This window comes from Nocardia sp. NPDC059764 (genome assembly GCF_042732555.1).
Lineage (GTDB): Bacteria > Actinomycetota > Actinomycetes > Mycobacteriales > Mycobacteriaceae > Nocardia.
Window position 1 is genome coordinate 1 of sequence record NZ_JBHWHH010000104.1, and the last position, 26,026, is coordinate 26,026.

Annotated in this window: 29 protein-coding genes; 16 read left to right on the plus strand and 13 right to left on the minus strand. The window is 68.7% G+C overall.

Features of this window, described 5'->3' with window-relative positions; translation table 11 throughout:
• From ACFV4K_RS22325 to nagB, 5 genes are all read left to right on the plus strand, one after another.
• Window positions 1-837 (plus strand): PTS transporter subunit EIIC (locus ACFV4K_RS22325; protein WP_379277361.1); only part of this gene is annotated, 837 nt, incomplete at its 5' end.
• Window positions 834-1,097 (plus strand): HPr family phosphocarrier protein, encoded by a 264-nt coding sequence (locus ACFV4K_RS22330; protein ID WP_379277362.1) that lies wholly within the window; start codon window positions 834-836, stop codon window positions 1,095-1,097. The genes ACFV4K_RS22325 and ACFV4K_RS22330, both read left to right, overlap by 4 nt.
• Entirely contained in the window at window positions 1,087-2,742 is a 1,656-nt protein-coding gene (ptsP, locus tag ACFV4K_RS22335) for a phosphoenolpyruvate--protein phosphotransferase (protein WP_379277363.1), read from the plus strand. The genes ACFV4K_RS22330 and ptsP overlap by 11 nt, the downstream gene beginning before the upstream one ends.
• Complete coding sequence (locus ACFV4K_RS22340) at window positions 2,739-3,905, plus strand: N-acetylglucosamine-6-phosphate deacetylase (RefSeq protein WP_379277365.1); 1,167 nt, start codon at window positions 2,739-2,741, stop codon at window positions 3,903-3,905. Before ptsP ends, ACFV4K_RS22340 begins: the two co-directional genes overlap by 4 nt.
• Window positions 3,893-4,675, plus strand: a complete 783-nt coding sequence (gene nagB / locus ACFV4K_RS22345) for a glucosamine-6-phosphate deaminase (protein ID WP_379277366.1) — start codon at window positions 3,893-3,895, stop codon at window positions 4,673-4,675. The genes ACFV4K_RS22340 and nagB overlap by 13 nt, the downstream gene beginning before the upstream one ends.
• A gap of 3 nt (window positions 4,676-4,678) precedes the next feature.
• Here the strand turns inward: nagB and ACFV4K_RS22350 are convergent, their stop codons facing one another.
• Complete coding sequence (locus ACFV4K_RS22350; protein ID WP_379277408.1) at window positions 4,679-5,050, minus strand: limonene-1,2-epoxide hydrolase family protein; 372 nt, start codon at window positions 5,048-5,050, stop codon at window positions 4,679-4,681.
• A gap of 140 nt (window positions 5,051-5,190) precedes the next feature.
• Window positions 5,191-5,781: a TetR/AcrR family transcriptional regulator gene (locus ACFV4K_RS22355; protein WP_379277368.1), complete on the minus strand. Its 591-nt coding sequence runs from the start codon at window positions 5,779-5,781 to the stop codon at window positions 5,191-5,193.
• 135 nt (window positions 5,782-5,916) lie between these two features.
• On the opposite strand from ACFV4K_RS22355, the gene ACFV4K_RS22360 reads away from it, so the two are divergent.
• Both ACFV4K_RS22360 and ACFV4K_RS22365 read left to right on the plus strand, forming a co-directional pair.
• A complete protein-coding gene (locus tag ACFV4K_RS22360; protein ID WP_379277370.1) occupies window positions 5,917-6,699 on the plus strand; it encodes a class I SAM-dependent methyltransferase in 783 nt (260 codons plus the stop codon).
• A 7-nt stretch (window positions 6,700-6,706) separates the two neighbouring features.
• Window positions 6,707-7,579: a class I SAM-dependent methyltransferase gene (locus ACFV4K_RS22365; protein ID WP_379277372.1), complete on the plus strand. Its 873-nt coding sequence runs from the start codon at window positions 6,707-6,709 to the stop codon at window positions 7,577-7,579.
• 303 nt (window positions 7,580-7,882) lie between these two features.
• On the opposite strand, the gene ACFV4K_RS22370 is transcribed toward ACFV4K_RS22365, so the two are convergent.
• Entirely contained in the window at window positions 7,883-8,689 is an 807-nt protein-coding gene (locus ACFV4K_RS22370) for an alpha/beta fold hydrolase (protein ID WP_379277374.1), read from the minus strand.
• Here ACFV4K_RS22370 and ACFV4K_RS22375 point away from each other — a divergent pair, their 5' ends adjacent.
• A complete protein-coding gene (locus ACFV4K_RS22375) occupies window positions 8,690-8,812 on the plus strand; it encodes a hypothetical protein (protein WP_379277376.1) in 123 nt (40 codons plus the stop codon). It abuts the gene before it with no gap.
• Window positions 8,813-8,937: 125 nt separating this feature from the next.
• Here the strand turns inward: ACFV4K_RS22375 and ACFV4K_RS22380 are convergent, their stop codons facing one another.
• From ACFV4K_RS22380 to mptB, 4 genes are all read right to left on the minus strand, one after another.
• A complete protein-coding gene (locus ACFV4K_RS22380; protein ID WP_379277377.1) occupies window positions 8,938-9,915 on the minus strand; it encodes a heme A synthase in 978 nt (325 codons plus the stop codon).
• A gap of 74 nt (window positions 9,916-9,989) precedes the next feature.
• Entirely contained in the window at window positions 9,990-10,772 is a 783-nt protein-coding gene (locus ACFV4K_RS22385) for an ABC transporter permease (RefSeq protein WP_379277379.1), read from the minus strand.
• The gene (locus ACFV4K_RS22390; RefSeq protein ID WP_357287611.1) at window positions 10,769-11,701 is read right to left on the minus strand and encodes an ABC transporter ATP-binding protein; all 933 of its coding nucleotides are present in this window, start codon (window positions 11,699-11,701) and stop codon (window positions 10,769-10,771) included. Before ACFV4K_RS22390 ends, ACFV4K_RS22385 begins: the two co-directional genes overlap by 4 nt.
• Window positions 11,698-13,380, minus strand: coding sequence for a polyprenol phosphomannose-dependent alpha 1,6 mannosyltransferase MptB (gene mptB, locus ACFV4K_RS22395; RefSeq protein WP_379277380.1), 1,683 nt, complete (start codon window positions 13,378-13,380; stop codon window positions 11,698-11,700). The genes ACFV4K_RS22390 and mptB overlap by 4 nt, the downstream gene beginning before the upstream one ends.
• A gap of 165 nt (window positions 13,381-13,545) precedes the next feature.
• On the opposite strand from mptB, the gene ACFV4K_RS22400 reads away from it, so the two are divergent.
• The 5 genes from ACFV4K_RS22400 (at window position 13,546) to ACFV4K_RS22420 (ending at window position 17,409) form a co-directional block, all read left to right on the plus strand.
• Window positions 13,546-15,699, plus strand: coding sequence for an MMPL family transporter (locus ACFV4K_RS22400; protein WP_379277382.1), 2,154 nt, complete (start codon window positions 13,546-13,548; stop codon window positions 15,697-15,699).
• 97 nt (window positions 15,700-15,796) lie between these two features.
• Window positions 15,797-16,066 carry a metal-sensitive transcriptional regulator gene (locus tag ACFV4K_RS22405; RefSeq protein WP_379277384.1) on the plus strand — a complete coding sequence of 90 codons (270 nt, stop codon included), beginning with the start codon at window positions 15,797-15,799 and terminating at the stop codon, window positions 16,064-16,066.
• Between the two features lie 23 nt (window positions 16,067-16,089).
• Complete coding sequence (locus ACFV4K_RS22410; protein ID WP_379277386.1) at window positions 16,090-16,326, plus strand: DUF2892 domain-containing protein; 237 nt, start codon at window positions 16,090-16,092, stop codon at window positions 16,324-16,326.
• Complete coding sequence (locus ACFV4K_RS22415) at window positions 16,326-16,721, plus strand: DUF302 domain-containing protein (protein WP_379277387.1); 396 nt, start codon at window positions 16,326-16,328, stop codon at window positions 16,719-16,721. The genes ACFV4K_RS22410 and ACFV4K_RS22415 overlap by 1 nt, the downstream gene beginning before the upstream one ends.
• 94 nt (window positions 16,722-16,815) lie before the next feature.
• A complete protein-coding gene (locus ACFV4K_RS22420; protein WP_379277389.1) occupies window positions 16,816-17,409 on the plus strand; it encodes a TetR/AcrR family transcriptional regulator in 594 nt (197 codons plus the stop codon).
• Between the two features lie 13 nt (window positions 17,410-17,422).
• Here ACFV4K_RS22420 and ACFV4K_RS22425 read toward each other — a convergent pair whose 3' ends face one another.
• Window positions 17,423-18,319 (minus strand): sigma-70 family RNA polymerase sigma factor, encoded by an 897-nt coding sequence (locus ACFV4K_RS22425; protein ID WP_379277391.1) that lies wholly within the window; start codon window positions 18,317-18,319, stop codon window positions 17,423-17,425.
• A gap of 29 nt (window positions 18,320-18,348) precedes the next feature.
• Here ACFV4K_RS22425 and ACFV4K_RS22430 point away from each other — a divergent pair, with 29 nt between their 5' ends.
• Both ACFV4K_RS22430 and ACFV4K_RS22435 read left to right on the plus strand, forming a co-directional pair.
• Window positions 18,349-18,786: a DoxX family protein gene (locus ACFV4K_RS22430; RefSeq protein ID WP_379277393.1), complete on the plus strand. Its 438-nt coding sequence runs from the start codon at window positions 18,349-18,351 to the stop codon at window positions 18,784-18,786.
• Between the two features lie 73 nt (window positions 18,787-18,859).
• The gene (locus tag ACFV4K_RS22435; RefSeq protein WP_379277394.1) at window positions 18,860-19,096 is read left to right on the plus strand and encodes a thiamine pyrophosphate-binding protein; all 237 of its coding nucleotides are present in this window, start codon (window positions 18,860-18,862) and stop codon (window positions 19,094-19,096) included.
• Between the two features lie 13 nt (window positions 19,097-19,109).
• On the opposite strand, the gene ACFV4K_RS22440 is transcribed toward ACFV4K_RS22435, so the two are convergent.
• Complete coding sequence (locus ACFV4K_RS22440; protein WP_379277396.1) at window positions 19,110-20,123, minus strand: LLM class flavin-dependent oxidoreductase; 1,014 nt, start codon at window positions 20,121-20,123, stop codon at window positions 19,110-19,112.
• A 153-nt stretch (window positions 20,124-20,276) separates the two neighbouring features.
• The gene (locus tag ACFV4K_RS22445) at window positions 20,277-20,819 is read right to left on the minus strand and encodes a hypothetical protein (protein WP_379277398.1); all 543 of its coding nucleotides are present in this window, start codon (window positions 20,817-20,819) and stop codon (window positions 20,277-20,279) included.
• 462 nt (window positions 20,820-21,281) lie between these two features.
• On the opposite strand from ACFV4K_RS22445, the gene ACFV4K_RS22450 reads away from it, so the two are divergent.
• Entirely contained in the window at window positions 21,282-21,644 is a 363-nt protein-coding gene (locus tag ACFV4K_RS22450) for a hypothetical protein (RefSeq protein WP_379277400.1), read from the plus strand.
• 522 nt (window positions 21,645-22,166) lie between these two features.
• On the opposite strand, the gene ACFV4K_RS22455 is transcribed toward ACFV4K_RS22450, so the two are convergent.
• From ACFV4K_RS22455 to ACFV4K_RS22465, 3 genes are all read right to left on the minus strand, one after another.
• On the minus strand, window positions 22,167-23,336 hold the full coding sequence (locus tag ACFV4K_RS22455; RefSeq protein ID WP_379277402.1) for an alkane 1-monooxygenase: 1,170 nt from the start codon (window positions 23,334-23,336) through the stop codon (window positions 22,167-22,169).
• A 238-nt stretch (window positions 23,337-23,574) separates the two neighbouring features.
• On the minus strand, window positions 23,575-24,723 hold the full coding sequence (locus tag ACFV4K_RS22460; RefSeq protein ID WP_379277404.1) for a lipase family protein: 1,149 nt from the start codon (window positions 24,721-24,723) through the stop codon (window positions 23,575-23,577).
• 1,010 nt (window positions 24,724-25,733) lie between these two features.
• Window positions 25,734-26,026 (minus strand): CBS domain-containing protein (locus ACFV4K_RS22465; protein ID WP_379277406.1); only part of this gene is annotated, 293 nt, incomplete at its 5' end.

Below are 26,026 nucleotides of genomic sequence, written 5' to 3' on the forward strand. Positions count from 1 at the left end.
GTCCTCGGCGGCATCGTCATGGGTCTGACCGCGGCCTCGCTGTGGACCCGCTTTCACCGCACCCAGCTGCCCGACTACCTCGGCTTCTTCTCCGGTCGCCGCCTGGTGCCCATCCTCACCGCGTGCGCCGCGGTCGTCATCGGCGTGCTCATGTCGTTCATCTACCCGGCCTTCAATGCCGCGCTCACCTGGCTGGGCACCACCGTCGCCGAGAACTCGATCGCCGGTGGCGGCGTGTTCGGCTTCGCCAACCGCATGCTGCTGCCGCTGGGCCTGCACCACATCATCAACTCGGTGGTGTGGTTCGTGATCGGCGACTACAACGGCGCCCACGGCGACATCCCGCGCTTCCTGGCCGGGGACCCGTCCGCGGGCACCTTCATGACCGGCTTCTTCCCGATCATGATGTTCGGCCTGCCCGCCGCGGCCATCGCCATCTGGCGGCACGCGCGCCCGGAGAACCGCAAGATGATCGGCGGCATCATGCTGTCCACCGGTCTGACCGCGTTCCTCACCGGAATCACCGAGCCGCTGGAGTTCTCGTTCATCTTCGTGGCGTGGCCGCTGCTGCTGCTCCACGCCCTCTTCACCGGATCCGCGCTGGCGCTGACCAACGCGCTGGGCATCCACGACGGATTCACCTTCTCGGCCGGCGCCATCGACTACCTGCTGAACTTCGGCAAGGCCACCCATCCGCTGCTGCTGATCCCGATCGGACTCGGGTACGCGGCGCTGTACTACGTCACCTTCAGCTTCATCATCAAGCGCTGGAACCTGCCGACACCCGGCCGGGAACCGGACGAGTCCGAGATCGAGAAGGAGAACATCGCAGCATGATCACCCGAACCGCCGTCATCGCCGCGAAGACCGGACTGCACGCTCGGCCCGCTGCCCTGTTCGCCAAGGCCGCCGGGGAGGCCGGTGTGCCCGTGAAGATCTCGAAGGAGGGCAAGGATCCCGTCGCCGCCAACTCGCTGCTGCAGATCATGACCCTCGGCGCCGAACAGGGAGACACCGTCACCCTGCACGCCGAGGAGGGTTCCGAGGCGGCCCTCGATAAGCTGGTCTCGATGCTGGAGACAGATCTTGACGCGTGAGGTGCGCGGCGTCGCCGCCGCCCCCGGGATCGCGATCGGATCGGTGAAGTGGCTGGCCGCCGCGCCCGCCACCAGCCCGGACGACGCACCCGGGAGCGACGTCGAGGCCGAGATCGCGCGCGCGGAAACCGCTTTCGAGACCGTCGCGGGACGGTACTCCGCGCAGGCGCTCGAGGCCGCCGGGCCCGCGGCCGACATCCTGTTCATGACCTCCGCGCTGGCCGCCGACCCGGCCCTGCTGGACCAGGTGCGCGCCGAGATCCGGGGCGGGACGCCGACCGCGCACTCCGTCACCAAGGCGGTCGCGCACTTCGGGGAACAGCTCACCGCGCTCGGCGGGATGATGGCCGAACGGGCCGCGGACCTGCGCGACGTGGGGCAGCGGGTGGTCGCGGAACTGCTGGGTGTGGATCCGCCCGGAATCCCGGACAGCACAACGCCTTTCATTCTCGCCGCCCAGGATCTCGCACCCGCGGACACCGCGACGCTGGATCCGGAGCGGGTGATCGGACTGCTCACGGTGGCGGGCGGGCCCACCTCGCATACCGCGATTCTGGCCAAGGCCCTGGGCATTCCGGCCGTGGTCGCCGCGCCGCAGGCGGTCGGGATCGCCGAGGGCACCGAGATCGTGCTGGACGGGACCGGCGGTGTGGTGGAGCTCGAGCCGAGCGCGGCCCGTCGCCAGGAAGTCGCGGCTTTTCGGGCGCGTCAGGCGGACGTGCCGACCGGTCCGGGGCGCACGTCCGACGGCCACGCGGTGCCGCTGCTAGCCAATGTCGGCTCCGCCGCCGATGCGCGGCTCGCCGTCGAACTCGGGGCCGAGGGTGTCGGCCTGTTCCGGACCGAATTCCTGTTCCTGGACCGGAAATCCGCGCCCACCGTGGCCGAGCAGACCGAGCAATACGCGCAGATCTTCCGTGTCATGGGCGACCGGCCCGTGATCGTCCGCACCCTCGACGCGGGCTCGGACAAGCCGCTGCCGTACCTCGACCTGCCGGACGAGGAGAACCCGGCGCTGGGTGTGCGTGGACTGCGGTTGAGCAGCGTCGATGAGGGGACGCTGCTCGGCCAGCTGGCCGCGATCGAGGCCGCGGTCGAGCAGACCGGGACCCCGGTCAAGGTCATGGCGCCCATGGTCGCCACCGTGGAGGAGGCGGCCTACTTCGCCGCCCGCGCCCGCGAGGCCGGGCTCGAGACGCCCGGCATCATGATCGAGATTCCCGCCGCCGCACTGCGTTCCGAGCAGCTCGGGGCGGAGGTGGAGTTCTTCTCCGTCGGGACCAACGACCTGTCGCAGTACCTGTTCGGCGCGGACCGGATGTCCGCGGCGGTGGCGGCGCTGCACGATCCGTGGCAGCCCGCGCTGGCCGCGACCATCGCCCTGGCGGTGGCCGGGGCCGCGAAGCAGGGCGTGAAGGTCGGGGTCTGCGGGGAATCCGCGTCCAATCCCGACTTCGCCTGTGTGCTGGTGGGTCTCGGAGTCGAGACGCTGTCCATGGCGCCGCGCTCCCTCGCCGGGGTGCGCGCCCGGCTCGCGTCGGTGACTCGGGCCCACTGTGAAGCCGCCGCGGCGGCGGTGCTGTCGGCTCGGACCGCCGCGGACGCCTTATCGGCCGCGCGAGCCGCCCTGGGGGCGGATACGTGAGGACCACCCTGCGCGGCCGGGTCGTCACACTCACCGAGGTGGGCGAGCTCGCCGACGGGGTGGTGTCGTTCGACGGTCCTTTTCTCGACTATGTCGGTCCGGCAGCGGAATTCGACGGTGAGCTGCCGGAGGCCGACGACCAGTCGCCGATCATCCTGCCGGGGTTGATCGACGTGCACTGCCACGGCGGCGGCGGATTCGGCTTCCCCGACACCGATGCCGCGGGCGTGGCCGCCGCTGCCCGCTACCACCGCGGGCGCGGCACCACCACCCTGGTCGCCTCGTTGGTGTCGGCCACCGAAGCCGAACTGCGCGACCGCATCGACGTGCTCGGCACCGCTGTGGACGCGGGACTGCTCGCCGGAATCCATCTGGAGGGCCCGTTCATCAGTGAGCACCGGCGCGGGGCCCACGACCCGGACCGCATCCTGCCCGGTGATCCGGCCATGCTGGAGCGGCTGCTGGACTACGCGGGCGGGCGCATCCTGTCGGTGACCGTGGCCCCGGAAACCGCCAACTTCGACAAGGTCGCCAGCGTACTCGCCGACGCGAACGTGATTCTCTCCCTGGGACACACCGTCGCCGATTACGCACGGTCGGTGCACGCGCTGCGGCGCGGCCGGCGGGTGTCGATCACCCACCTGTTCAATGCCATGCCCGAGCTGGCGCACCGCGACGCCAATTTCCTCACCGCCGCCATGGCCGCCGCCGGACGCGGGGACGTGGTGGCCGAGGTGATCGGTGACGGCGTGCATCTGGCCGACGGGGTCGTGCGCATGGTCTTCGACACCATCGGCCCCGACAATCTGGCCCTCATCACCGATGCGATGGCCGCCGCGGGCCAGCCCGACGGCCGCTACCAGCTGGGCAGTCTGGACGTCGTCGTGAAGGACGGCGTCTCCCGCATCTACGACCCACACGGTGAGGGGCCGATCGCCGGTGGCACCGCCACCGCGTCGGATGTCCTGCGCCGCACCGTCTTCCAGGCCGGTGTCGGCCTGACCGCGGCCGTGACCGCCGCCTGCGCCACCCCCGCCCGGCTGCTCGGCCTGGCCGGGGATCTCGGCGCGCTGTCGGCGGGGATGCGCGCCGACCTGCTGGTCACCGACCACTTCCTGGACCCCGTGAGCGTGTACGAGAACGGAGCGATATGGAACTCGTGATCACCGACAATGCCGCCGAGGCGGGTGTCCTGGCCGGCCGCATCATGGCCGACCACGTCCGCCGCGGAGCCCGCGCCATCGGTCTGGCCACGGGGTCCTCGCCGCTGGGTGCGTATCGGGAGCTGATCCGGCAGCACCGGGAGGAGGGGCTGAGTTTCGCCGGGGTGCAGGCGTTCCTGCTCGACGAGTACATCGGCCTGCCGCCCGGGCACCCCCAGTCCTACCGCCGGTTCATCCGCGACGAGTTCACCGCCCACGTCGACTTCGCCGACGCCGACGTGCACAGCCCCGACGGCAATGCCGCCGACATCCCCGCCGCCGCGGCCGATTACGAGCGCGCCATCGCCGCGAACGGCCCGATCTCGGTGCAGATCCTGGGCATCGGGGCGAATGGCCACCTCGGCTTCAACGAGCCCGGCTCCTCGCTGCGCTCGCGTACCCGCGTGAAGACCCTGACCCCGAAGACCCGCGAGGACAATGCCCGCTTCTTCGACGACGACCTCGCGCAGGTGCCCACCCACGTGCTCACCCAGGGCCTCGGAACCATCAGCGACGCGGACCATCTGCTGATGATCGCCACCGGCGACGGCAAGGCCGAGGCGGTCGCCGCCGCCGTGGAGGGCCCGGTCTCGGCGTTCTGCCCGGCCTCGATCCTGCAGATGCACCCGCACGTCACCGTCATCGTCGACCCGGCCGCCGCGGCGAATCTGAAGGCTGTCGACTACTACCGTTTCGCGGTCGCGAACAAGCCCTCCTGGCAGAGCTTCTGACCGCTAGGCGCCCGCCTGCATGGCCGCGAACGGGGCCATGTCGAAGTAGTCCCGCCACGCCGCGACCTTCCCGTCGCGCACCTCGAACACGCCGGTGACCGGCAGCTCGACCTTGTTCTCGCCCAGGCTGAATCGATCCGTGCGCTCGTTGAGCACGATGTTCCCGGTGACGGCCTGATGGTGGATCGAGAACTCGATTCCGCCGAACGCGCCGATGAACCCGCGCAGGAACTCCAGGATCGCGGCCTTGCCGACGAACGGATCCATCGGAATGTTGTGGTAAACCGCATCCTCGGTGAAGAACTCGGCAATCGATTCGGGTGTGCCGGTGAGCCATTCGGCGCACAGCGCGTTGACGACCTCGGCGGGGGACAGGGTGGCGTGCTCGTTGCTCACTGCGGTGGGAGACCTTTCCTGCGGGTGACCTGAACTACAGGAGCAAAACTCCCGTCATAATGCGAGAGTGTCAAGGGTGGTCTCGCCGTGAGACTTTCACCCGTCGGCGTCTCGTCGGCTCATCCCGTCAGGGCCCCGCCCAGCGTGGCCCGCACCATGGTGTGCACCGCACCGGTATCCGGCCGCGTCGCGGTGCGGTCCGCGAAGAGCAGATGCGCCGAGCCGATGAGCGTGCGGGCCAGCAGTTCGGTATCGGCACCGGCGGCGATGCGGCCGATGCGGGCTTCCTCGGCCAGGTATGCGGCAAGGGATTCGGTCGCCTCGAACAAGATCGGAATACCGTTCGGGCGGCTCTCGCGCAGCCGCGACCGCAGCGCGTCGCGATAGCAGACCAGGCTGACGATGGCCACCGCGACGGTCTCGAACACGCCGGTCAATGCCTCGGTGAGATTGCTGGTGACGGCCCCGTTCCCGGCCCTGTCGCACAGGTCCGCGCCGAGCCGTTCGACCCGCGCGGTGCGATCCTCGACCAGTTCGGCGAGGAATCCGTCGAAGTCGGCGAAATGTCTGTGCAGCACGCCCTTCGCACATCCCGCCTCGGCGGTCACCGCCCGGCTCGTCAGCCCACTGGGCCCCTCTCGCGACAGGATTCGCTCGGCGGCGTCGAACAACTGCTCGCGTGCGTCGCGAATGGCGACCCCGGTGGGCACCCGCGTTCTCCTTCGTGTCGATCCGGCCCACGACCCTTGCCGAGTGGGCGAGTGCCCACTTAGAGTGGGCGCATGGTCACTCTACCGTCCGCAGAGTCTGAATCCGCCGATCAGAGTCCCCATCGACACCGTCAGGTGGCCGAATCCTTCGGTGTCGACGCCGCCCGCTACGACCGCACCCGGCCGCCTTATCCCACCGCGCTGATCGAGGCCGTGCTGGCGGCCGCCCCGGGCCGCCAGGTGCTCGATGTGGGGTGCGGCACCGGCATCGAGGCCCGCCAGTTCCGTGACGCCGGATGCGCGGTGCTCGGGGTGGAACCCGACATCCGCATGGCCGATTTCGCGCGTGGTACCGGCATCGCGGTCGAGATCGGCACCTTCGAGCAATGGGATCGGGCCGGGCGCAGTTTCGACGCGGTCATCTCCGGAACCGCCTGGCACTGGGTCGATCCCGTCGCGGGCGCGGTGCGGGCGGCCGAGTCGCTGCGTCCGGGCGGCCCGCTGGCGGTGTTCTGGCATGTGCCGCAGCTGCCGCCCGCGGCGACCGCCGCGTTCGCCGCCGTCTATCGGGAGTTCCTGCCCGAATCGCCCGCCTCCCTGGTGGCCGACCGCCCGGCGCTGGAGATCTATCAGACGATATTGACCAAGGTGGCCGACGGAATTCGCACCTCGGGCGGCTTCACCGAACCCGAACAGTGGCGATTCGATTGGCAGCGCACCTACACCCGCGCCGAATGGCTCGACCAGATCCCCACGCACGGCGCGCTTACCCAGGCCCCGCCGGAGACGCTCGCGGCCGTCACCGCCGGCATCGGCGCGGCCATCGATGCCCTGGGCGGCAGCTTCACCATCGACTACGCCACCATGGCCGTGACAGCCGCGGCCTCGACCGGCGCAGCGGCGCCCGGGGACCGATAATGACCTCGTGACCGAGCGTGCAGCGAGCCGGACCGCGGTCCTGGTCTGCCAGGGCCGCGCCGTCGCCGACGGGCGACTGGGCATCGGCCGATTCTCCGACCCGCTCGCCACCGAACTATTGACCGCCCCCGAACGCGAACTGGTGGACCTCGTCCGATCGGATGCCGTCCCCACCTCGTTCGGTCCCCGGATGGAATACGAATTGCTGTCCGCCACAGCCGAAGTCCTCGCGGTCCGCACCATCGCCATCGACGACGCCGTCCGCGCCGCCGCCAACCCCCAACTGGTCATCCTCGGCGCGGGCTTGGACGCCCGCGCCTGGCGAATGCCCGAACTGCGCGGCACCCCCGTCTTCGAAGTCGACCACCGCGCCTCGCAGGCGGAGAAACGCGCTCGCCTGGCCGACCGCGAGCCCGTCGCCGACATCCACTTCGTCCCCGTCGACTTCGCCACGGACTCCCTGGCCACCGCCCTGACCAGCGCCGGCCACGACGAATCCCGCCCCACCACCTGGATCTGGGAAGGCGTCGTCCCCTACCTGACCCCGGCCCAAGTCGCTGAAACGGTAACCGCGATCGCCACCCGCAGCGCCCCCGCCAGCCGCCTGATCATCACCTACCCCACACCGAACCGCGCATACCGCTACGGCCGCAAGGTCATGCAACTCATCCTGACCCTGTCCGGCCGCCCCAACCCCATGGCCCGCGAACCCCAACGCTCCACCTGGACCCCGGAAGCCATCGCCACCCTCCTCGCGGCCCGCGACTTCACCGTCACCGCCGACCGCGACCTCGAATCCCTGGCCGCGGAAGCGAAGATCGAAGGCAGACACCGCTCCCTACGGGCCGACGGCCACATCCTCACCGCCGACCGACTCTGAATCGTCGCTAGGCGTTCGCGCGGCGGCCGCGCTGCGGTTCTCCTTCGCCTCGGTTGGGTCGGCGGCCCTGAGGGTCAGCTGTTCACGCACGCCGGGGACCGACAAATCCACGTGTGCGATGGCGATTCCACGAGTCTCGGACTCACAGTCATCGAGGTACTCGACAGCTCGCTCACGAGGGAACTGGCCCGAAAGTCCGGCGAGCAGCAGAGCGCATCGTTCGGTCGTCGGGTCGGCGTCGGTGTTCGAGGGTTCGGGCACGACGCGAACCTAGGGCTCGGATGTCTTCTCGGGCCAGTGGATTTATCTGGCGTTGTCGCGCAGCGTCAGCGCGGATTCGATGAAGGGAAGGACGATTTCGAGGAAGTCGGTGGGGGCGGAGGAGAAGGGGAGGTGGCCGGTGGGGAGGATGCGGAGTTCCGAGCCGAGGATTCGGTGGTGAGCTTGTTTGCCGTAGTGGAGGCGGGCGATGGGGTCGAGGCTGTCCCAGACGATCAGGGTAGGGGCGGTGATCTTGGCGGCGTGAGGGGTGAGGTCGTAGCCCGGGGTGGCGAAGCTGCGCCAGAGGGAGGAGTAAGTGGCTCGGCCCACTTCGGTGCGGGCGTTTCGCGTAACTCGGTCGACGACGGCTTCGTCGTGGGGACTCATGGGCCGCATGTAGGCGCGGATGCTGCGGGGGAGCAGGTGGCGGGCGAAGACCGAGGAACCATAGACGCGATAGAAGGCCCGGGTCAGCAGGGATCGGGGGATCAGACCGCCGCCGTTGACGAGGCTGAGGCCGGCCACGCGGTCGGGGTGGTCGATGGCGAGGCGGGCCGCGGTGAACGCGCCGACCGAATTTCCGAGGTAGACGGCTTGTTTCAGGTCCAGGGCGGTGGTGAGTTCGGCCAGGGCGTCGGCGAATCCCACGGCGGTGACCGAGGTGTTCGGGGCGGCTGCGCCGTGGCCGGGCCAGTCGACGGCGATCACGCGGCGGGACGCCTCGAGAGCCGGGATGATCGGGTTGAAGTCGTGGTGATCGTGCAGGTTGGCGTGGAGGAGTACGACCGCCGGGCCTGATCCGGTGTCGGTGTAGGCGAGTTCCCCGGCTGTCGTTCGCAGTGTGTGCATGTGGGCCCCGCCCAGGCCGCCCGCCTCTGGATCGGCATGGTCGCCGAAGCCGCCCTTCTCGAACTCCACGCCGACCGCCGCCAACCCGCCGTCCGAGCCGCCCTCACCCACTTCCTGCGCTGATGTTCAGCGATCGACGGGCCAGACGGTGGGTTCGGGCGGAGTAGCTGAAACCGTTGTGGCGCAGGTCTGTCGAGAGCCGGCGGCCCACCCGCGACCCGGTGGCATCCCCGCCGTGCGTAGATGAACTACGCGGCGGTCTGACCCACGGCTGCGGGGGCGGTTGCCGGAAGCGGTTCGCGGGTGTGCATGGCGGCCCACATGGCGGCGGTGGCGGCGACGCAGGCGGCTGCCCCGCCCACATGGAAGGCGACCAGTACGGCGGGTACGTGGGTGAAGTACTGGATGATCCCGACCAGCGCTTGCGCACACACCAGGGCGATCACCAGGATCATTCGATTGCGGATGGTCTTGTTCATCCCGATCGCGGCGAGACCGCAGGCCAGACCGACCAGTAGCGCGAGATAGGCGACGAGCAGTTCGGCGTGCAGGTGCACGAGGGTCACGATCTCGACCTGAAGACGCTCGACCGGCTTCTCGACGCTCTTGTCACCGGCGTGCGGGCCGGCGCCGGTCACCAGGGTGCCCGCGATCAGGGTGGCGGTCAGCGCGACACCGCTCAGCACGGTGAGCAGCCGCAGCGGCCGCGGCACCCGCACGGTCTCGATGCCGTCGTCGGGTTCGCCGACCTTGGCCCACAGCAGCGTCGCCAGCCACACCATCAGCATGGACGCCAGCAGGTGCACCGCGACGGTCCACCACAGCAGCCCGGTGCGCACGGTGATGCCGCCGATTACGGCCTGCAGCACGGTGCCGCCGGGCATCAGCCACGCGTACACCAGCACCTCACGCCGCCGCCGCGCCCGGGTGACCGCGAGCACGATCGCCGCCGCGGCCAGCGTCACCACGAAAGTCAGCATGCGATTGCTGAATTCGACGACCTGATGCACCACCGGCACCTCGGCCACCGCGGTCGGCACGAAGCTGCCGGGGAAGCATTGCGGCCAGGTGGGGCAGCCCAGGCCCGACGCGGTGACGCGGACGACCGCGCCGGTCACCGAGATTCCGGCCTGGGACAGGATGACCAGGAACGCGATGAGCCGCTGCACCCGCAGGGAGGGCATCGGGAACAGGTCGGCAAGTCGCTGGAAGGCGCGAGACAGCACGCACCGATCGTAGCGGGGGCCTATAGCGGCCCGTCACCCGCCCTACTACAGCGTGTCGTTAAACGCGCTCGGACTCAATCGAACTTGAAGAACCGGGTGGCCAGCCACCCCGCGAGACTACCCCAGCCGGCGAGCACCGCCAGCCCGTACCAGTCGACGCTGGTCCGCATCGCCCGATCCAGGCACTCCGACAGCGCACCCGAGGGAATGATCCGCGCGATCACGCTCACCGCGCGCGGCAGATCGTCGGACATGAACACCAGGCTCGCGGTCCCGAGCATCACGAACCAGAGGATGTTGGCCAGCGCCAGCACCACCTCGGCCTTGAGCGTCCCGCCCAGCAGCAGCCCCAGCGCAGCGAAGGTCGCGGTCCCGAGCCCGATCACCACCGCGCCCAGCAGCAGCCCGCCCAGCGACGGCCGCCAGCCCAGCGCGGCCCCGATGCCGCCCAGCAGGATCGACTGCAACACCACCACGATCAGCACCGCCGAGCACTTGCCCGCGACGATGCCCCACCGCGGCAGCGGAGTCGCCCCGAGCCGCTTCAACGCCCCGTATCGCCGATCGAAGCCGACCGCGATGGCCTGCCCGGTGAACGCGGTCGACATGATCGCCACCATCATCACCGCGGGCACGACCCGATCCACCCGATGCTCGCCCAGCCCGCTGACCGGCAGCAGCGTCAACCCGATCAGCAGCGTGATCGGAATGAACATGGTGAGCAGCAGCTGTTCCCCGTTGCGCAGCAACAGGATCAGTTCCATGCGCGTCTGCGCCGCCAGCATCTTCGCGCGCGTGGTCGGCTGCGGCGCGGGGGAGAAGGTGCCCGCCGCGAATCGGTTCTCGGTCTCGGTCACCCGCGCAGCTCCCGCCCGGTCAGTTCGAGGAACACGTCTTCCAGCCGTCGCTGGTCGATGCGAATGTCGGTGGGCAGCACGTCGATTCGCGCGCACCACGCGGTCATGGTGGCCAGCACCTGCGGGGTGATGTCGCCCTGCAGCAGGTAGGAGCCGGGCGCGGTCTCGCGCGGGGTGAAGCCTTCCGGCAGCGCGGCTTCCAGCAGCGACAGATCAAGTTTCGGGGGCGCGGTGAACGCGAGCCGCCCTTCGGCGCCGTGCGAGGTGACCTCGGCGGGCGTGCCCTGAGCGACGACCCGCCCGTGGTCGATGATGACCAGCTGGTCGGCGAGCTGTTCGGCCTCGTCCATCATGTGCGTGGTGAGCAGGACGCTGACCCCGTCGCGGCGCAGCGCGTCGATGAGCTCCCACACCAGATGCCGGGCCTGCGCGTCCAATCCGGCGGTCGGCTCGTCGAGGAACACGATCTCGGGCCGCCCGACCAGCGCGCACGCCAGCGCGAGCCGCTGCTGCTGCCCGCCCGACAGTCGCCGATACGGCGTCCGCCGAGCGTCCTTGAGCCCGAGCGTGTCCAGCAGCCAGGCCGGGTCGAGCGGATTCGCGGAGTAGGACGCGACGAGATCGAGCATCTCCCCGGCCTTGGACCCCGGATACGCGCCGCCGCCCTGCAGCATCACCCCGATGCGCGGTCGCAGCTGATCGGAATCGGCGATCGGGTCGAGCCCCAGCACCCGCACGCTCCCGGCGTCGGGGGACACGAACCCCTCGCACATCTCGGTGGTGGTCGTCTTGCCCGCCCCGTTGGGTCCGAGCAGGGCCAGCACCTGCGCGCGTTCGATGTCGAAGCTGATGCCGTCGACCGCGGTGGTCTCGCCGTAGCGTTTCACCACGCCGTCGACGCGTACGGCGGGTCCGGAAGCTGCGGTCACGAAGAGACACCGTAAGGCGTGGGCTGCTGTGACCGAGCCGACACCCCCGGCTGATTGCGCCACGGCAGCACATTTCGGGTGAGGAAGATCAGGGAGCCGCCGACGATCAGGGTGGCGATGGCCGATTCGACGATCTGGAAGACGTAGAAGTCGGCGCCGCGCGGCATCACCATCACGGAGACGATCACCGACAGGACGACCGCGGGAACCCGGAAGGCGGGGCGGTTCGCCCAGGCCGCGAGTGGCACGATCGCCCACAACAGATACCAAGGCTGCACGACTGGGAACAGCAGCACGATCGCGCCGAGTGAAACCCCCAGTGCGCCGATCGCGTTCAAGCGCCCGGTCCAGGTGGCGACGAGCATGCGCACGATGAAAAAGCCCGTTATGAGCGAGGCGATGGGCCGGGTGATGTCGAGCAGGGCGGTGGTGTGATCGCCCAGCCCGAGCAGCACACCGCCGAATCCGGTGATGATTCCGATGGCCGTCGGTAGCGACAGATAGCTGCGCACGGTGGTGGCGGTGCCGACGGTATTGACCCAGCCGAAGCCGAGGCCGCTGGCGTAGCTCACGGAAAGCGTGGTGACCACGGCTACGACGCCAAGTATCCCGCCGACGACGAACACCGGTTTGAGTCCGCCGCCCCACCGTCGTGCCAGGGCCATGCCGACGAATCCCAGGCTCACCAGCGAGATGATCTTCACAGACGACGACAGCGTGATCAGTACGGCTCCGAAAATCAGCAGCGCCCAAGCCCTGTGATCGAAGTCGGGACAATCGTCGATGGCCCGCAAGCAGAACTCCAGCCCCGCCAGCATCAGTCCGAGCATCAGCGCGTCATTGTGCACCCCGCCGACCAGGTGGAACAGCACCAGCGGGTTCGCCGCGCCCAGCCACAGCGCGCTCACCGGCGCGACCCCACACCGCCGCGAGAGTCGCGGCAGCGCCCACACGATCAAGGCGACGCCCGCCAGCGCGAGCGCTCGGTGCAGCCACACGCCGAGCACGATGTTGTCGCCGGTGATCTGCGCGATCCCGCGACCCATCCAGAGGAACAGCGGCCCGTAGGGCGCGGCGGTCGAGCGCCAGATGTTGGGCACGTTGTTGGTCAGCACATTGTCGAGCCCGAGCCCGTCGACCGGCCCGACCGAATAGGGGTCCAGGCCGCGGTTCGCGATCTCGCTCTGCGCCAGATACGAATACACGTCATTGCTGAACATGGGCGGCGCGACGCTGAGCGGAATGATCCACAGCAGCAGCGTCCGATCCATCTGCGAGCGGCTGAGCCGGTGCCGTGGATCCCCGCCCCACCCGCCGACCGCGAAGCGCCCCAGCAGCAGCCACGCCATGATCACCAGGACGGTGCCGATCATGCACATGGCCAGCGTGGAGGTGCCCGCGCGGGCGAAGAAGCCCAGCACCCGCAGCCCGGAGGTCGGGTTCTGATGCACCGGCTGCGCGCCGACACCGAGTGCCGAAATCGCCATGATGACCGCGCCGGTCGCCCCGAGCAGCCGGATTCGCATCAGCTGCAGGGTTTCTCGCCGGTCCAGGCCGGGCACGTCGTGGTCGACGCTGTGCAGCACGGCGACGGTGTGATCGGCGGCAGGGACGTCCAGGCCCAGGGCCCGGCGTCCGATATCGATGACTCTGCGCCCCGCGCCTTCCGCTACCGCCACAGGACCGAAGCGTAGTCCGGAGCCGCGGGTCGGACGCCGATCGCATGGCCGTAGCGGGGGTTCGACGGTGTGCCCGATGGTTGCCGTCGGTCACACCCGCTTGCGTCATATACCCCTGGGGGTATAGTCGTGACATACCCCAGGGGGTATGGAAGGAAGTCTCAGATGCGAAGTACGACAGTCGGCGTCGCCGACGCTTCTCCGAGCACGGCCGCCCCCGGCGGTCTCCTGGGCCGCCTCGGCGCGGTCATGGCCGACCGCGCCCGCTGGGTCTTCGGGTTCTGGCTGCTCCTGTCGGTGGCCCTCGGCGCGGCCGCGCCGTCGGTGTTCGACTCCCTCGCGGGCGCGGGCTGGCAGGCCGACGGCTCCGAATCCGTGCAGGTCCGCGACCTCGCGCAGGAACACTTCGGCGGCAACTCGGCCGCCGCCGTGCAGGTCGTGATCCACTCCGACACCGCCGCCATGGACAGCCCCGAGGCGCAGCGCCTGGTCGCCGACCTCACCGCGGCCCTCCAAGCGGACAGCCGTTTCGGCGCGATCGTCCCGCCCACGCCCGGTCAATCGATCAGCCGTGACGGCCACACCGGCATCCTGCTGGCGGGCGCGAACGCGAGCACCGACGACATGGTCACCGCGGTCACCGACCTCGGCCCGAAACTGAAGGACGTCGCCGCCGACGGCTTCGACATCTACCCGACCGGCGCCTCGGCGCTGTGGAGCGACTTCAACAAGGCCAACCACGACGCCATGATGAAGGCCGAGATGTTCTCCTGGCCGGTCACTCTGGCGATCATGGTGCTGGCCTTCGGCTCCCTGGTGGCCGCCGGTCTGCCGCTGCTGCTGACCCTCACCGGCCTGGTCGCCTCCGCGGGCGGCCTGGTGCTGCTCAACCAGATCACGCCGATCTCGGTGTGGGCCATGAACTTCGCCATGATGTTCGCCCTCGCTCTGGGTATCGACTACGCGTTGTTCCTGGTCTCGCGCTTCCGTGACGCGATCCGCGGCGACACCCCACCGCGCACCGCGGTCGCGGTCACCATGGCCACCGCGGGCAAGGCGGTCCTGCTCTCCGGCCTGACCGTGCTGGTCAGCCTGTCGGCGGTGCTGGTGGTGCCCGCGCCGGCCGTGCGCACCATGGCGGTCGGCATCATGTTCGCGGTCTCGTTCGTCCTGCTGGCGACGCTGACCCTGCTGCCCGCCGTGCTCGGCGCGCTGGGCAAGCGCGTGAACGCGGGCTCGCTGCCGTATGTGGCGCGCCAGCAGCATCGTTCGCCCCTCTTCGCCAAGTGGGGGGAGCTGCTGCACCGCCGCCCGTGGCCGTTCGCCATCGGTTCGCTGCTGGTGCTGATCGCGCTCGCGATTCCGGTGACGAGTCTGAAGGTGGCCATGCCCTCGATTCAGGTGGTGCCCGAGGATTCGTCCGTGCGCCAGGGCTACGAACTGGTGCAGCGCGAATTCGGGCTGGGCGCACCGGGCATGCTGCAGATCGTGGCCCCGGCCTCCGACGCCGCCGATGTCGCCCGAATCGCGGGCTCGGACAGCCGGATCGGCATGGTCTCGCCGCCGCAGCCCGCGGGCGACGGCAGCGGGCTGGTCCTGATCCAGGCGACGCCGACCGTCGATCCCTCGGATCCGGCCATGGGTGACATCGTCGACTCCCTGCGCGCGGCCCTCCCGGCCGGCGCGCTGGTCGGCGGCGCGGTCGCCGAGAACCTGGACCTGCAACAGGCCCTGAACGACTACCTGCCCCTGGTCGTCGGCATCATCCTGGTGCTGGGCTTCCTATTGCTCCTGGTCGCCCTGCGCGCCCCGCTCATCGCGCTGCTCGGCGCGGGCGTCAGCCTGCTGTCCACCGCGGCCGCGTTCGGCGTGGCCAAGCTGGTGTTCCAGGATGGCCACGGTGCGAGCCTGCTCGGCTTCACCCCGCAGGGTTTCCTGGACGGCTGGGGTCCGGTGTTCTTCTTCGCCATGATCTTCGCCATCGCGATGGACTACACGGTCTTCCTGCTGGCCACGGCGAAGGAGCATTACGAGCGCTCCGGTGATCCCGCGGTGGCCCATATCGACGGCATCGCGCATTCGGGCCGGGTGATCGCGGCCGCGGCGGCGGTCATGGTGGCGGTGTTCTTCACCTTCGCGCTGGCCGATCCGCTGCCGCCGAAGGAGATGGGCATCATCCTCGGCGTGGCCGTGCTGCTGGACGCCGTGCTGATCCGCCTGGTCCTGCTGCCGGTGCTGTTGCGCCTGACCGGGCATGCCGCCTGGTGGTCGCCGCGCTGGTTGCGCAAGGTGCTGCCGGACATCAGCTTCGCGCACTGAACGGTGGGGGCCGTGGGAAAACGGTGAGCCCGCTCTCACGGCCCTCGCATACCCCCAGGGGTATGATGGAGTCATTGAACTCAGGGAAGGAACCCTCATGATCGGCGACGAAGACAGCATCGCATTGGTCCTCAACCGCCTGCGCCGCGCCCACGGCCAGCTCGCGGGCGTGATCTCCATGATCGAGCAGGGCCGCGACTGTAAAGACGTGGTCACCCAGCTCGCCGCGGTCTCGCGGGCGCTGGACCGCGCGGGCTTCAAGATCGTCGCCACCGGTCTGCGCGACTGCATGACCGGTGAACAGGCCGAGGGTTCGGAGCCGATGACGGTCGAGGAACTGGAGAAACTCTTCCTGGCGCTCGCCTGACGCCGGGATCGAAAGGAAGTCATATGACCGCGACCCGCCGCTGGACCATCGACCGCATAGTGCCGGTCCTGGCCGGAACCATGGTGCTGATCAGCATCGCGCTGGTGTTCGCGTTCTCGCTCTGGTGGCTGCTGCTGACCACGTTCGTGGCGGCCAACCTGCTGCTCTACGGGTTCGCCGGCTGGTGTCCGGTGACCCTGCTCCTGCGACGTCTGGGTGTGCCCCGGACGGGCAGCCCCGCAATGGAAAGGACCGCGTGATGACCCTCGCCCTGTCGACCACCCTCTACACCGATTTCGCCACCGCGGTGGAGCGCACCCGGAAGGCCCTGTCCGAGCAGGGTTTCGGCATCCTCACCGAGATCGACGTCACCGCCACCATGAAGCAGAAGCTCGACGCCGACCTGGAGAATTATCTCATCCTCGGCGCCTGCAACCCGCCCCTGGCCCACGCCGCGCTCGAGGTCGACCGCCAGATCGGGCTGCTGCTGCCGTGCAATGTGATTGTGCGCGAGGACCGTTCACACGACGGCGCGGTGCTGGTCGAAGCCATGGATCCGCAGCTGCTGGTGCAGGTCGCGGGCGATCCCGGGCTGAAGGAGGTGGCCGACACCGCCGCCGCCAAGCTCGGTGCGGCCATCGCCGCCCTCGGCTGATCGCGCCCGGATCCGGGCCGCTCGCGCCCGGTTGATCCACTGCCCGAACACGATTCGCCCTGCCGGTGTCGGACCCCGCTCATACTCTGGGTGAATGGTGTCCGATTCGAAACGGCGAATCGAGGCGGCCGCGGCCGGGTTGCTAGCCCGGCACGGCTACCACGGATTCGGGCTGAAGAAGTTGAGCGAGGCGGCGGGGCTGCCGTATGGGTCGATCTACCACCACTTTCCCGGCGGCAAGGAGGAGATCGCGGTCGCGGCCATCACCGGTACGGGGGTGCTGTTCGGCCGCATGATCCGGCAGGCGCCCGGCGATGTGTTCGGCACCGCGGCAACGCTGTTCGATTTCATGGCCGGGAAGCTGGACGAGACCGACTGGACCACCGGCTGTCCGGTCGGCACGCCCGCCCTGGACGGCGGCAGCGATGTCGAATCGGTGCGCACGGCGTGCGTTTCGGCATTCGATGCCATGGCGCGCGGGTTCGCCGAACTGCTGATCGAGCTGGGTCTGGAGCCGGGGGAGGCGCGGGGGCTGGCCACCACGGTGGTCGCGGCCTACGAGGGCGCGACCATCCTGGCCCGGGTGCGCCGCACCGACGAGCCGCTGCACACGGTGTCGGAGTCCATGGCCCGGCTGCTGCGCCTGAGTCTCGCCGAAGCCGTTGCCGTCGAGGCGCATTCACCCTGAGGGCGATCCCCGATCATGCGGTGAAATCGGGCACCGTGAGCCGCAGGCGGGCCAGCGCCTCCGGCTCGGCGATCACGTCGATGGCGGTGATCCGCTCGGCGGCGATGGTGAAGACCATGACCTCCGGCGATTCGCCGTGCGACACCACCAGCGCGCCCGGCCTCCCGTCGATCAGAATGACCGCCGAGAACTCCTCGCGCCGTGCGAATCCGGCCGCCAGCCGGGCCACCACACGTGTGCCCTGCGCGGTGACCGGCGCCGATCCGGGCGCCGCCACCCGATCGGCGGATACCATGATCTCCGGATCCAGCACGGTCAGCGCGGCCTCGATGTCCCCGGCCCGGATCGCGGCCAGGAAGGCCCGCACGATCCGGTGCTCCCGCAGCGCCTCGGGCCGCAGCCCGTCGCCGTCGTCGAGTACCCGGTGCCGGGCCCGGCTCGCCAGCAGTCGCGCCGCGTTCGGCGTCCGGTCCAGGATCTCGCCGATCTCGTAGAACGGCACCGCGAACATGTCGTGCAGGACGAACGCGACCCGTTCGGCGGGCGGCAGTCGCCGCAGCAGCACCAGCACCGCCCGTTCCAGCTCGTCGGTGAGAACCGCCCGGTCCTCCGGGGTTTCCAGGATCGCGGCCTCGGGAAACGGCTCCGGCGCGCCGGGCCCGAGTGGGAACCGTTCGTCGGCCCGGCGGCCGCGCAGCACGTCCAGGCAGATCCGGGCGAGCGCGGTGGTGAGCCAGCCGTCGAGATTGCGGATGGTGTCGATATCGGTGCGGCTCAATCGCATCCACGTATCCTGCACCGCGTCCTCGGCCTCACCGGACGCGCCGAGCATCCGGAAGGCCTGGGCGGTCAGGCGGTCGCGCCGCCGCTCGAATCGGGCTGCGGGGGATCCGGAGTCGCTGACCGACATATTTCGTGCTCGCCGAACGTCGCGGTGACATGACTACACACACCATCGTCACACGAATCGTTCCCGACCGCGCCCTGCTCTACTGGACCTCGACCGTGCTGGTCGTCGCCGAGCTGGCGGTGGGCGGCTGGTGGGATGTCGCCCGGACCGCGAATGTTCAAGAGGTCGTGACGGCCCTGGGCTATCCGACCTATTTCCTGGTCATCCTGGGTGTCTGGAAGCTGCTCGGCGCGGTCGCGCTGCTGGCCCCGCGGCTGCCGCTGGTGAAGGAGTGGGCCTATGCCGGGACCTTCTTCGTCTATACGGGAGCCATCGCCTCGCACCTGACCACCGGGGAGAAGCTCATCGAGGTGCCGATTCTGCTCGTCATGGCCACGCTGACGGCGGTCTCCTGGGCGACCCGTCCCGCCGATCGCCGGTTCGTGTCGGGCAAGCCCGCGAAAACGGACGCATCGGCAACTATCTAGCTACCCAACACCCTTGCTTTGGTTACAGTGACCTTCGATCATGCTCGGTCCCGGCACGGCGAACGGAGCGATGATGGGCCGGAACTCGGTTGCCAGTCAAGTGGTGGACGCCCTCGTCGCCGCCGGAGTCCAACGGGTGTACGGACTGGTCGGCGACAGTCTGAATCCCTTCGTCGACGCGCTGCGCCGCACCGAGGGCATCGACGAGGAGAGCGCCGCCTTCGCCGCGGGGAGGATCGTGCTGGCGGGCGGCGTCGGGCGCATGGTCGACATGGCCCGATCCAACCTCCGCAATATCCCGCGCCCCTGACGCGCCGCCCCGATCAGCTTCGGGGCGTGACGGATTCGCGCGCGGCCACGGCCGCCCCGGTGAGCTCCACCGACCGCACCCGATCCTCGATGCCCTGCGCGTGGTGGGCGAGGATCAGCTCGTCGGCGTCGATCCCGGCCGCGAAATCCTCGAGGTAGTCGACGACGTCATCGGGCGTGCCCACCGCGGTGTAGGTGGTCATCGCCGCCAGGTGACGACCATTGGGCGAGGCCAGGAACGCGTCGATCTCCTCGTCGGAGAAGTCCATCCCCGCCGCGCCGCGCTTGATGAAGGCCCGCGTGCGCGCCCGATAGGAGATCGTCCTCTGCTCCTCGGCAGCCTCCCGGTCCTCGGCGGCGAACACGTTCACGCCCGCCATCACATACGGCTCGGCCAACTGCTCCGACGGACGGAACCGCTCGCGATACTCGGTGACCGCCTGGTGCAGCGCGTCCGGCGCGAAGTGCGAGGCGAACGCGTACGGCAGCCCCAGATGCGCGGCCAGCTGCGCCCCGAACAGCGACGACCCCAGAATATAGAGCGGCACAACACCTTCCGCTCGCGGCACGGCCTGCACCCCCGGGATCCGGCTGTTGCCGGTGAGGAACCCCTGCAATTCGAGCACGTCCTGCGGGAAGGTGTCCGCCGAGGCCGGATTGCGCCGCAGCGCCCGCATGGTCTCCTGATCGCTGCCCGGCGCCCGCCCCAGCCCCAGGTCGATCCGCCCCGGATACAGCGATTCGAGCGTCCCGAACTGCTCGGCGATCACCAGCGGCGAGTGATTGGGCAGCATGACACCGCCGGCCCCGAGCCGGATGCTCTCGGTGTGCGCGGCCACGTACCCGATGAGCACGCTGGTCGCGCTCGACGCGATCGACTTCATATTGTGGTGCTCCGCGTACCAGACCCGCCGATACCCACTGCGTTCCGCCGCCCGCGCCAGCGCCACGCTGTGCTGGAAGCTGTCGCGCGCGGTCTGCCCGGGCGCGACCGTCGCCAGGTCGAGGATGGATACGGCGAAGGGCATGCTGGCACCGGCTTTCGTGGATCGGCTGTTCGGCGGAGAGCGGGCAGGATGCACCCACCTCTCAGTACTAATTCGATCAGCGTCGAACTTATGCCCGCCCGCCGATTTTCTCCTGCCCGCGTCCCCGGCCCGCGCCGGTAAGCGACCGGTCGGCTACCGGGATTCCGCCGCGTGTTCCACGGCCCACTCCCGGACATCGCGCGCCGGCCGCCCGGTGAGGTCGGCGACCACGCTGGTGACCAGGTCCGAGGGCGGCCGGAACTCGGCCATCGACAACAGCACCTCGATCAGGTGCGCGGGCAGTCCGGCCGCGGTCATCGACTCCCGCGCCACGTCCCGCGGCTGCGCCTCGAATCGCAGCTCACGCCCCAGCGCCGCCCCGATGGCCTCCACCTGCTCGGCCCGTCCGACCACCCGCGGCCCGGTCACGAGGTACCTCCGCCCGGCATGCCCGGATCTGGTCAGCAGCCGCGCCGCCACGGCGGCGACATCCCCTTCGTGTACGACCGCGCTCGGCGCGACCTCGAACCCGCGCACCACCGCACCCGCGCGAATCTGACCCGCCCAGCTCAGCGCGTTGGAGGCGAGGGTGTCCGCGCGCAGCACCGTCCACTCCCATGCGTGCGCCTCGACCATCGCCTCCATCTCCGCGTGCAGCAGCGGAATCAGATCCGATTGCGGCCCTTGGTCGTTCACGGTGGTCTGCTCTGGCGGTACCTAAGCCGTCGCAGGATGTCGCGTCGCTGACACTCCGGCGGGGTTTTGCGGCGGTTCTCTGGGGTGTGTAGCTCTGTGGTTCCGTGTTGCCGATACGGAGAACGGAGGATGGATGCGGGCGTTTCTGGTCCGGATGCCTTCTGAGGAGCGGTACTGGACGGTGGTTGGTGACGGCTACGAGGTGGTGCCGGTCGTTGATCTCTATCTGCGGGAGTTGCGTCTTGGCCGAGACCGGGCCGAGTCGACGACCAAGTCGTATGCGCAGAGCCGGCGTTGTTCCTGCGATGGTGTGTTGGCACCGGGCGGGAATGGCGGACGGCAGCAGGCGAATTGGGTTTGTTCATCACCTGGTTGAAGTTCACCCCAGCGCGGGGGTCGTCGACGGTCGTGCGGGGGCCGGGGTCTGTTCCGGTCCGGTGCGCGTCCCGGATCAACCAGGTGATGATCGCGGTTCGTGGGTTCCTGGCGTTTGCGGTGTTGTCCGAGGATGCGCCGCGGTGGGTGGTGGATCAGCTCTACGAGATCGGGGACATGCGGGATCTGCCGCTGGTCGCCCGCGGTGAAACTCTGCACAGCGGACCTCGATTGCGGGCATGGCATCGACTGCACGAACCGGAGACCAGCGTCGATCGGGCCGAGGACGAGGAGATCGTCGGCTTGTTGCGGGTCTGCCGGTCGTCCAGGGACCGGCTGATCGTGTTGTTGCTGACTCGTGCGGGTTTGTGCCGGGGAGAAGCGAGTGGGCTGCGGCGAGAGGATCTTCATCTGCTGCAGGCACATCCGCTGCTGGGCTGGCAGGTCTGAGCGGTTGGGGCCGTGCGCGGTGGTGTCGTGCTGCCGAGACCGGGACTCGGCCCGGCGCAAGTACTGCCGGATGCACAATCTGCGCTGGAAGCACGAGGCTGCACGCGCGGATCCGCCTGACGAACATCCTGTTCCCCAACATGCCGATGTGACTCGACGCCGGACGGCGGTCTCAATATCGCCTTCCGGCACCGTCAGGCGATTGCCTTCCTGCACCGTCAGGCCCATGGCAGCGCGCTGACCAGGGGACGATTCCGTGCGACATGGCGACCGAAACCAGAAGAGGTTCGACGCGCGCCGCTGGCGGGCGGTGTGTGATTGCGCGCGCAGGCTGCTGGCCGTACCCGACGACGTCCGCCGCTGGAACCTCGACCGAGCGGGCCGCCCGGTTCTCACCGGCGCATACGCCGCAAGCAGGCATGACCGCGACGAAGCATTGGACTGAAGGTCTGTTCCGTGGGTGCCGGACCGCAACTGGCCGACGATATCGCCTACCACGAGGACTCCCATCATCGGCCTCCGTCAACGGTGCAGGGCATGCCGGAGTGTGGCTAGTGGGAAGTGGTGTGCTGCTTCTGGTTTGGTGTTCACCAGTGAGCGGTCGCCACCGTAGTGCTCGAGGACGCGGTGGTCCATGACGGCGTGCCAGAGGGGAGGCACGGCGGCGAGCAGGATCATGGTGGCGTATCCGGCCGGGAGTTGTGGTGCCTGTTGGGAGCTGCGCAGGGTTTGGTAGCGGCGGCCGGGGTTGGCGTGATGGTCGCTATGGCGTTGGAGGTGGAACAGCAGCAGGTTGGTGACGAGGCGGTCGCTGTTCCAGCTGTCGCGCGGCGAGCACCGGGCATACTTGCCGTTGGCGCGGCGAGGGCGCAGGAGTCCGTAGTGTTCGATGTAGTTGACGGTTTCCAGCAGGCCGGCGCCCAGCATTGCCTGCAAGATTAGGTACGGAATCACTTCTAGTCCGAAGATCACGATCAGGGCACCCCACAGTGCGGCGCTCATCGTCCAGGCCTGCAACAGCTGATTATGTCGACTGAACCAGCGTTTTCGTTTGCGGGATAGTCGTTCTCGCTCCAAGGCCAGGGCTGAGAGGAAGCCGCCTATCGCGCTGCGTGGCAGGAATCCCCAGAGGGACTCGCCGAATCGGGCGCTGGCTGGGTCTTCGGGTGTGGCGACGCGGACGTGATGGCCGTGGTTGTGTTCGACGAAGAAGTGTCCGTAACACGATTGTGCCAGTGCGATTTTCGCGAGCCATCGTTCCAGGTGTTCGGCTCGGTGCCCGAGTTCGTGGGCGGCGTTGATGCCGATGCCCGACACGAATCCGAGCGTGACGGCCAGTCCGAGCTTGTCGGCTACGCTGAGCTCGGGACTGGCCCACAGATATCCTGCGACGAACAGTCCGGTGAATTGCAGGGGTAGAAAAAGGTACGTACACCATCGGTAGTACCGGTCCTCGGACAGTGCCTGGTAGTCCTGGTCGCGTGGATTGCTCCCGTCGTCGCCGACGGACAGATCTAGTAGCGGGATCAGGACCAGCACGAAAACCGGGCCGATCCACCAGAATATGGGGAGCCCGGTACGGGCTACCAGTTGTGATGGAACCACGGCGCACGACGGAGCGATCAGCCCCAGAATCCACAGGTATCGCTTGGGGTCGCGGGCCTTCGAATTCTGAAATATTGGCATGTGCATGTGCCTCGGTGATCCAACAGAACAACACTCGGTTCAAAAGTGTGCGCTTCGAAATCGCTTGGGCTCAAACCTCGCTACAGGCTAGCGGTTTCCGCCGCGAGTTCTGCTGGAACTGCCAAAAATACGGACTGACCGGGCAATTCGACCTGCCTCTGGAACGCGTGATGCCCGGCAGCCGCGATTCGGCGAGAGCAGCGGATCACGGGCTGCCGGGCATCGTGGCCCGCATGTCACAGGGTCAGGGCAGCGCCCAGCAGTTGTTCGGGGCGGGCGCGCCGGCGAGCCGATCGGTCACCCACTGCTGGGAGGCGGTCAGCGACGGGAAGAACGCCATCACATGGGTACCCACCATGCCCGAGACGGCAGGGATCTCGGCGTTGGCGTCGAGCTGGACGGGCACTCCGTCACCGCACCACGACGCTGCCATCGCCCGGACCGGCGCGTACGGCGCGCCCTCGTCGTTCATGGCCGAGGCGGTGAGGACCGGTACCGACGGGGTGAGCGTGCCGAGGCGCTGTTCGGCGAAGGCCGAGGCCAGCGCGGGGTTCCGGTCGATGACCGCGGTGATCGGTTCGCCGCTGGTGGTCCATTCGGAGGTGTTCGGATGTGCCTGGGCCAGGCCGGTCGGGACCGCGCATTTGCCCAGAGCCTCGTGCAGGATCGCCTTACCGGTGTCGTTGAGTTCGGCGTCGAGGATCGGGCGGGTCTCGGGGTAATCGGCGGCGATGCCATTGAGAATCCAGGCGGTGGCCGGGGCCATGAGGGATCGTCCGTCGTTGTACCCGATGAAGTACTCGTCGTCGACCACCGGACCACCCACATAGGCGCCGCGGACATTCAGCTCGGGCGCGTAGCTCGATTGCAGCTCGGCCGCGCCCGCGGAGGCCATCCCACCTTGGGAGTAGCCGTAGAGAGCGACCGGCGTGCCCGGATTGAGGCCGCTGCCGGGCAACTGCACCGCGGCACGTGCCGCATCCAGCAGTGCGTAGGCCTGCGCCTTGCGGTTGAGGTAGTCGTGCACGTCGGGAGTACCCAGGCCGTGATAGTCGGTGACCACCACCGCCATCCCGCGGGTGAGCAAGGACGTGATCGCCAGCAGGTCGTACTCGAACGTGACCTCGGCCGGGGGCTGGTATTGCACGATCTGCGTCATCAGTTTCGACGGCGCACACTGATTGCCCTGGCCCTTCGTGCCACCCGCGTACGCGATCAGCGGGCGCTCACCCGGGCCGATCCATGGCATGGTCGGCTGCAGATAGGTGCCCACGACCGCCGTCGGCGCATCATGAGTATCGCTGCTGACGTACATCATTCGCGTCGCGGCAGCCGGAACAACGCCAGGCATCCCGGGCGTGGACAGAGCCACCTGCGCCGGTTCCGCACGCACGATAGCTCCCGGAGTCGGCGGTAGCGGCGGCGGCAAGTAGAAGTCGTCACCCGCTGCGACGGGTTCTGCCCAAGCCAGTAGCGCCGAGTTCCCGGCTCCCCCGGCCATCACGATGAGGGCTCCTGTCAAAGCTGCGGCCAATCCAAACAGTCGGCTCCGCAATTTTTCCGATCCTTCCTGCGATTTGAGAGATCCAGGTCATCGAATCGGGGGTTGAGGCTATACGCAGAGTTATCGAATCTTTGCCAACAGCGTAAGAAACGCCGAACCTGCTTTCATACACCGCGATTCGACCGCGTGTCGTCGGTTGTCGTCGGCGATGCAGGTTTTCGACGATCTGCGGGACAGGGAATTGCTGCTTGAAGCGAGCAATTGCGGCGGGCGCTGGGTTCGACGCACAGTCCGCCGATCTCGGCATCGAGCATTCCCAGCAGACCGACCACACCTGCGGCCGGGATTTAGGCGATTCGGTACGGAGCGATGTGCGCAGCTCACGGTCGTCCGCGAGAAACCCCCTGGGGTTGGGGTGTGAGCGTGGTGCTCGGGCGACGCGCATGACTGCACCCTCGACCAACGGCCGGCACCCGGCGTCACGCGGACCTTTCCGAGTCGCGTGGTGCCGGGCCAATTCGCGTCTGCGACGCGGCTATGGAGGCCGGCCGGCAGCACGCAGCGAGGGGATCTCGGTGTTCGTGGCGGCCCTCGGCTACACAATCTGGCCTACTCCCCGATGTCCAAGCCTTTCGACAGCAGCCACCTGGATGGCGGCGACCCTGACGACGCGCTGGTACCCACCGACGCCACCGGCCGACGGTATCCACAGTCAACGAATTGATCTCAGTACGCCGAGTCCAACTCATCCGCTCGGCCACATGCCGCCGACCATCGTTTTCTGAACATGGTGGACGTGTCCATGGGACGTGCCGGGAGGGGCGGGCCCTCCCGGCGCATCAGTGCTCAGGTGACCGCAGCCAGCCCCAGCTGTCGATTCCGTACCGGCATGTTGCGGCTCAAGGCCTTCCGTAGACGGCGGTGACGAAGTCGCCGAGGGATGCGTCGTCGAGATGCCTGGCCAGGTCGGACTCGCTGATCATCCCGACCATCCGCTTGTTGCCGTCGATCACCGGCAGGCGTTTGATCCGGTTGTCCTCCATTGACTGGAGGACCTCGTCGATGTCGGCGTCGTCGGAGATCCAGCGCGGCGTGGCCTCGCACAAGTCGCGGGCGCGGGTGGTCTCGGGAGAGCCGCCCCGGGCGATGCACTTCACCACGATGTCGCGGTCGGTGATGATGCCGACCATCC

What these genes read in the sequence shown, in the direction of transcription:
- ACFV4K_RS22330 (WP_379277362.1), top strand. Translation starts at nt 834, where the DNA reads ATGATCACCCGAACCGCCGTCATCGCCGCGAAGACCGGACTGCACGCT.
- nagB (WP_379277366.1), top strand. Translation starts at nt 3,893, where the DNA reads ATGGAACTCGTGATCACCGACAATGCCGCCGAGGCGGGTGTCCTGGCC.
- ACFV4K_RS22370 (WP_379277374.1), bottom strand. Translation starts at nt 8,689, where the DNA reads ATGCACACACTGCGAACGACAGCCGGGGAACTCGCCTACACCGACACC.
- ACFV4K_RS22400 (WP_379277382.1), top strand. Translation starts at nt 13,546, where the DNA reads ATGCGAAGTACGACAGTCGGCGTCGCCGACGCTTCTCCGAGCACGGCC.
- ACFV4K_RS22405 (WP_379277384.1), top strand. Translation starts at nt 15,797, where the DNA reads ATGATCGGCGACGAAGACAGCATCGCATTGGTCCTCAACCGCCTGCGC.
- ACFV4K_RS22410 (WP_379277386.1), top strand. Translation starts at nt 16,090, where the DNA reads ATGACCGCGACCCGCCGCTGGACCATCGACCGCATAGTGCCGGTCCTG.
- ACFV4K_RS22415 (WP_379277387.1), top strand. Translation starts at nt 16,326, where the DNA reads ATGACCCTCGCCCTGTCGACCACCCTCTACACCGATTTCGCCACCGCG.
- ACFV4K_RS22420 (WP_379277389.1), top strand. Translation starts at nt 16,816, where the DNA reads ATGGTGTCCGATTCGAAACGGCGAATCGAGGCGGCCGCGGCCGGGTTG.
- ACFV4K_RS22425 (WP_379277391.1), bottom strand. Translation starts at nt 18,319, where the DNA reads ATGTCGGTCAGCGACTCCGGATCCCCCGCAGCCCGATTCGAGCGGCGG.
- ACFV4K_RS22430 (WP_379277393.1), top strand. Translation starts at nt 18,349, where the DNA reads ATGACTACACACACCATCGTCACACGAATCGTTCCCGACCGCGCCCTG.
- ACFV4K_RS22435 (WP_379277394.1), top strand. Translation starts at nt 18,860, where the DNA reads ATGGGCCGGAACTCGGTTGCCAGTCAAGTGGTGGACGCCCTCGTCGCC.
- ACFV4K_RS22440 (WP_379277396.1), bottom strand. Translation starts at nt 20,123, where the DNA reads ATGCCCTTCGCCGTATCCATCCTCGACCTGGCGACGGTCGCGCCCGGG.
- ACFV4K_RS22450 (WP_379277400.1), top strand. Translation starts at nt 21,282, where the DNA reads ATGATCGCGGTTCGTGGGTTCCTGGCGTTTGCGGTGTTGTCCGAGGAT.
- ACFV4K_RS22455 (WP_379277402.1), bottom strand. Translation starts at nt 23,336, where the DNA reads ATGCACATGCCAATATTTCAGAATTCGAAGGCCCGCGACCCCAAGCGA.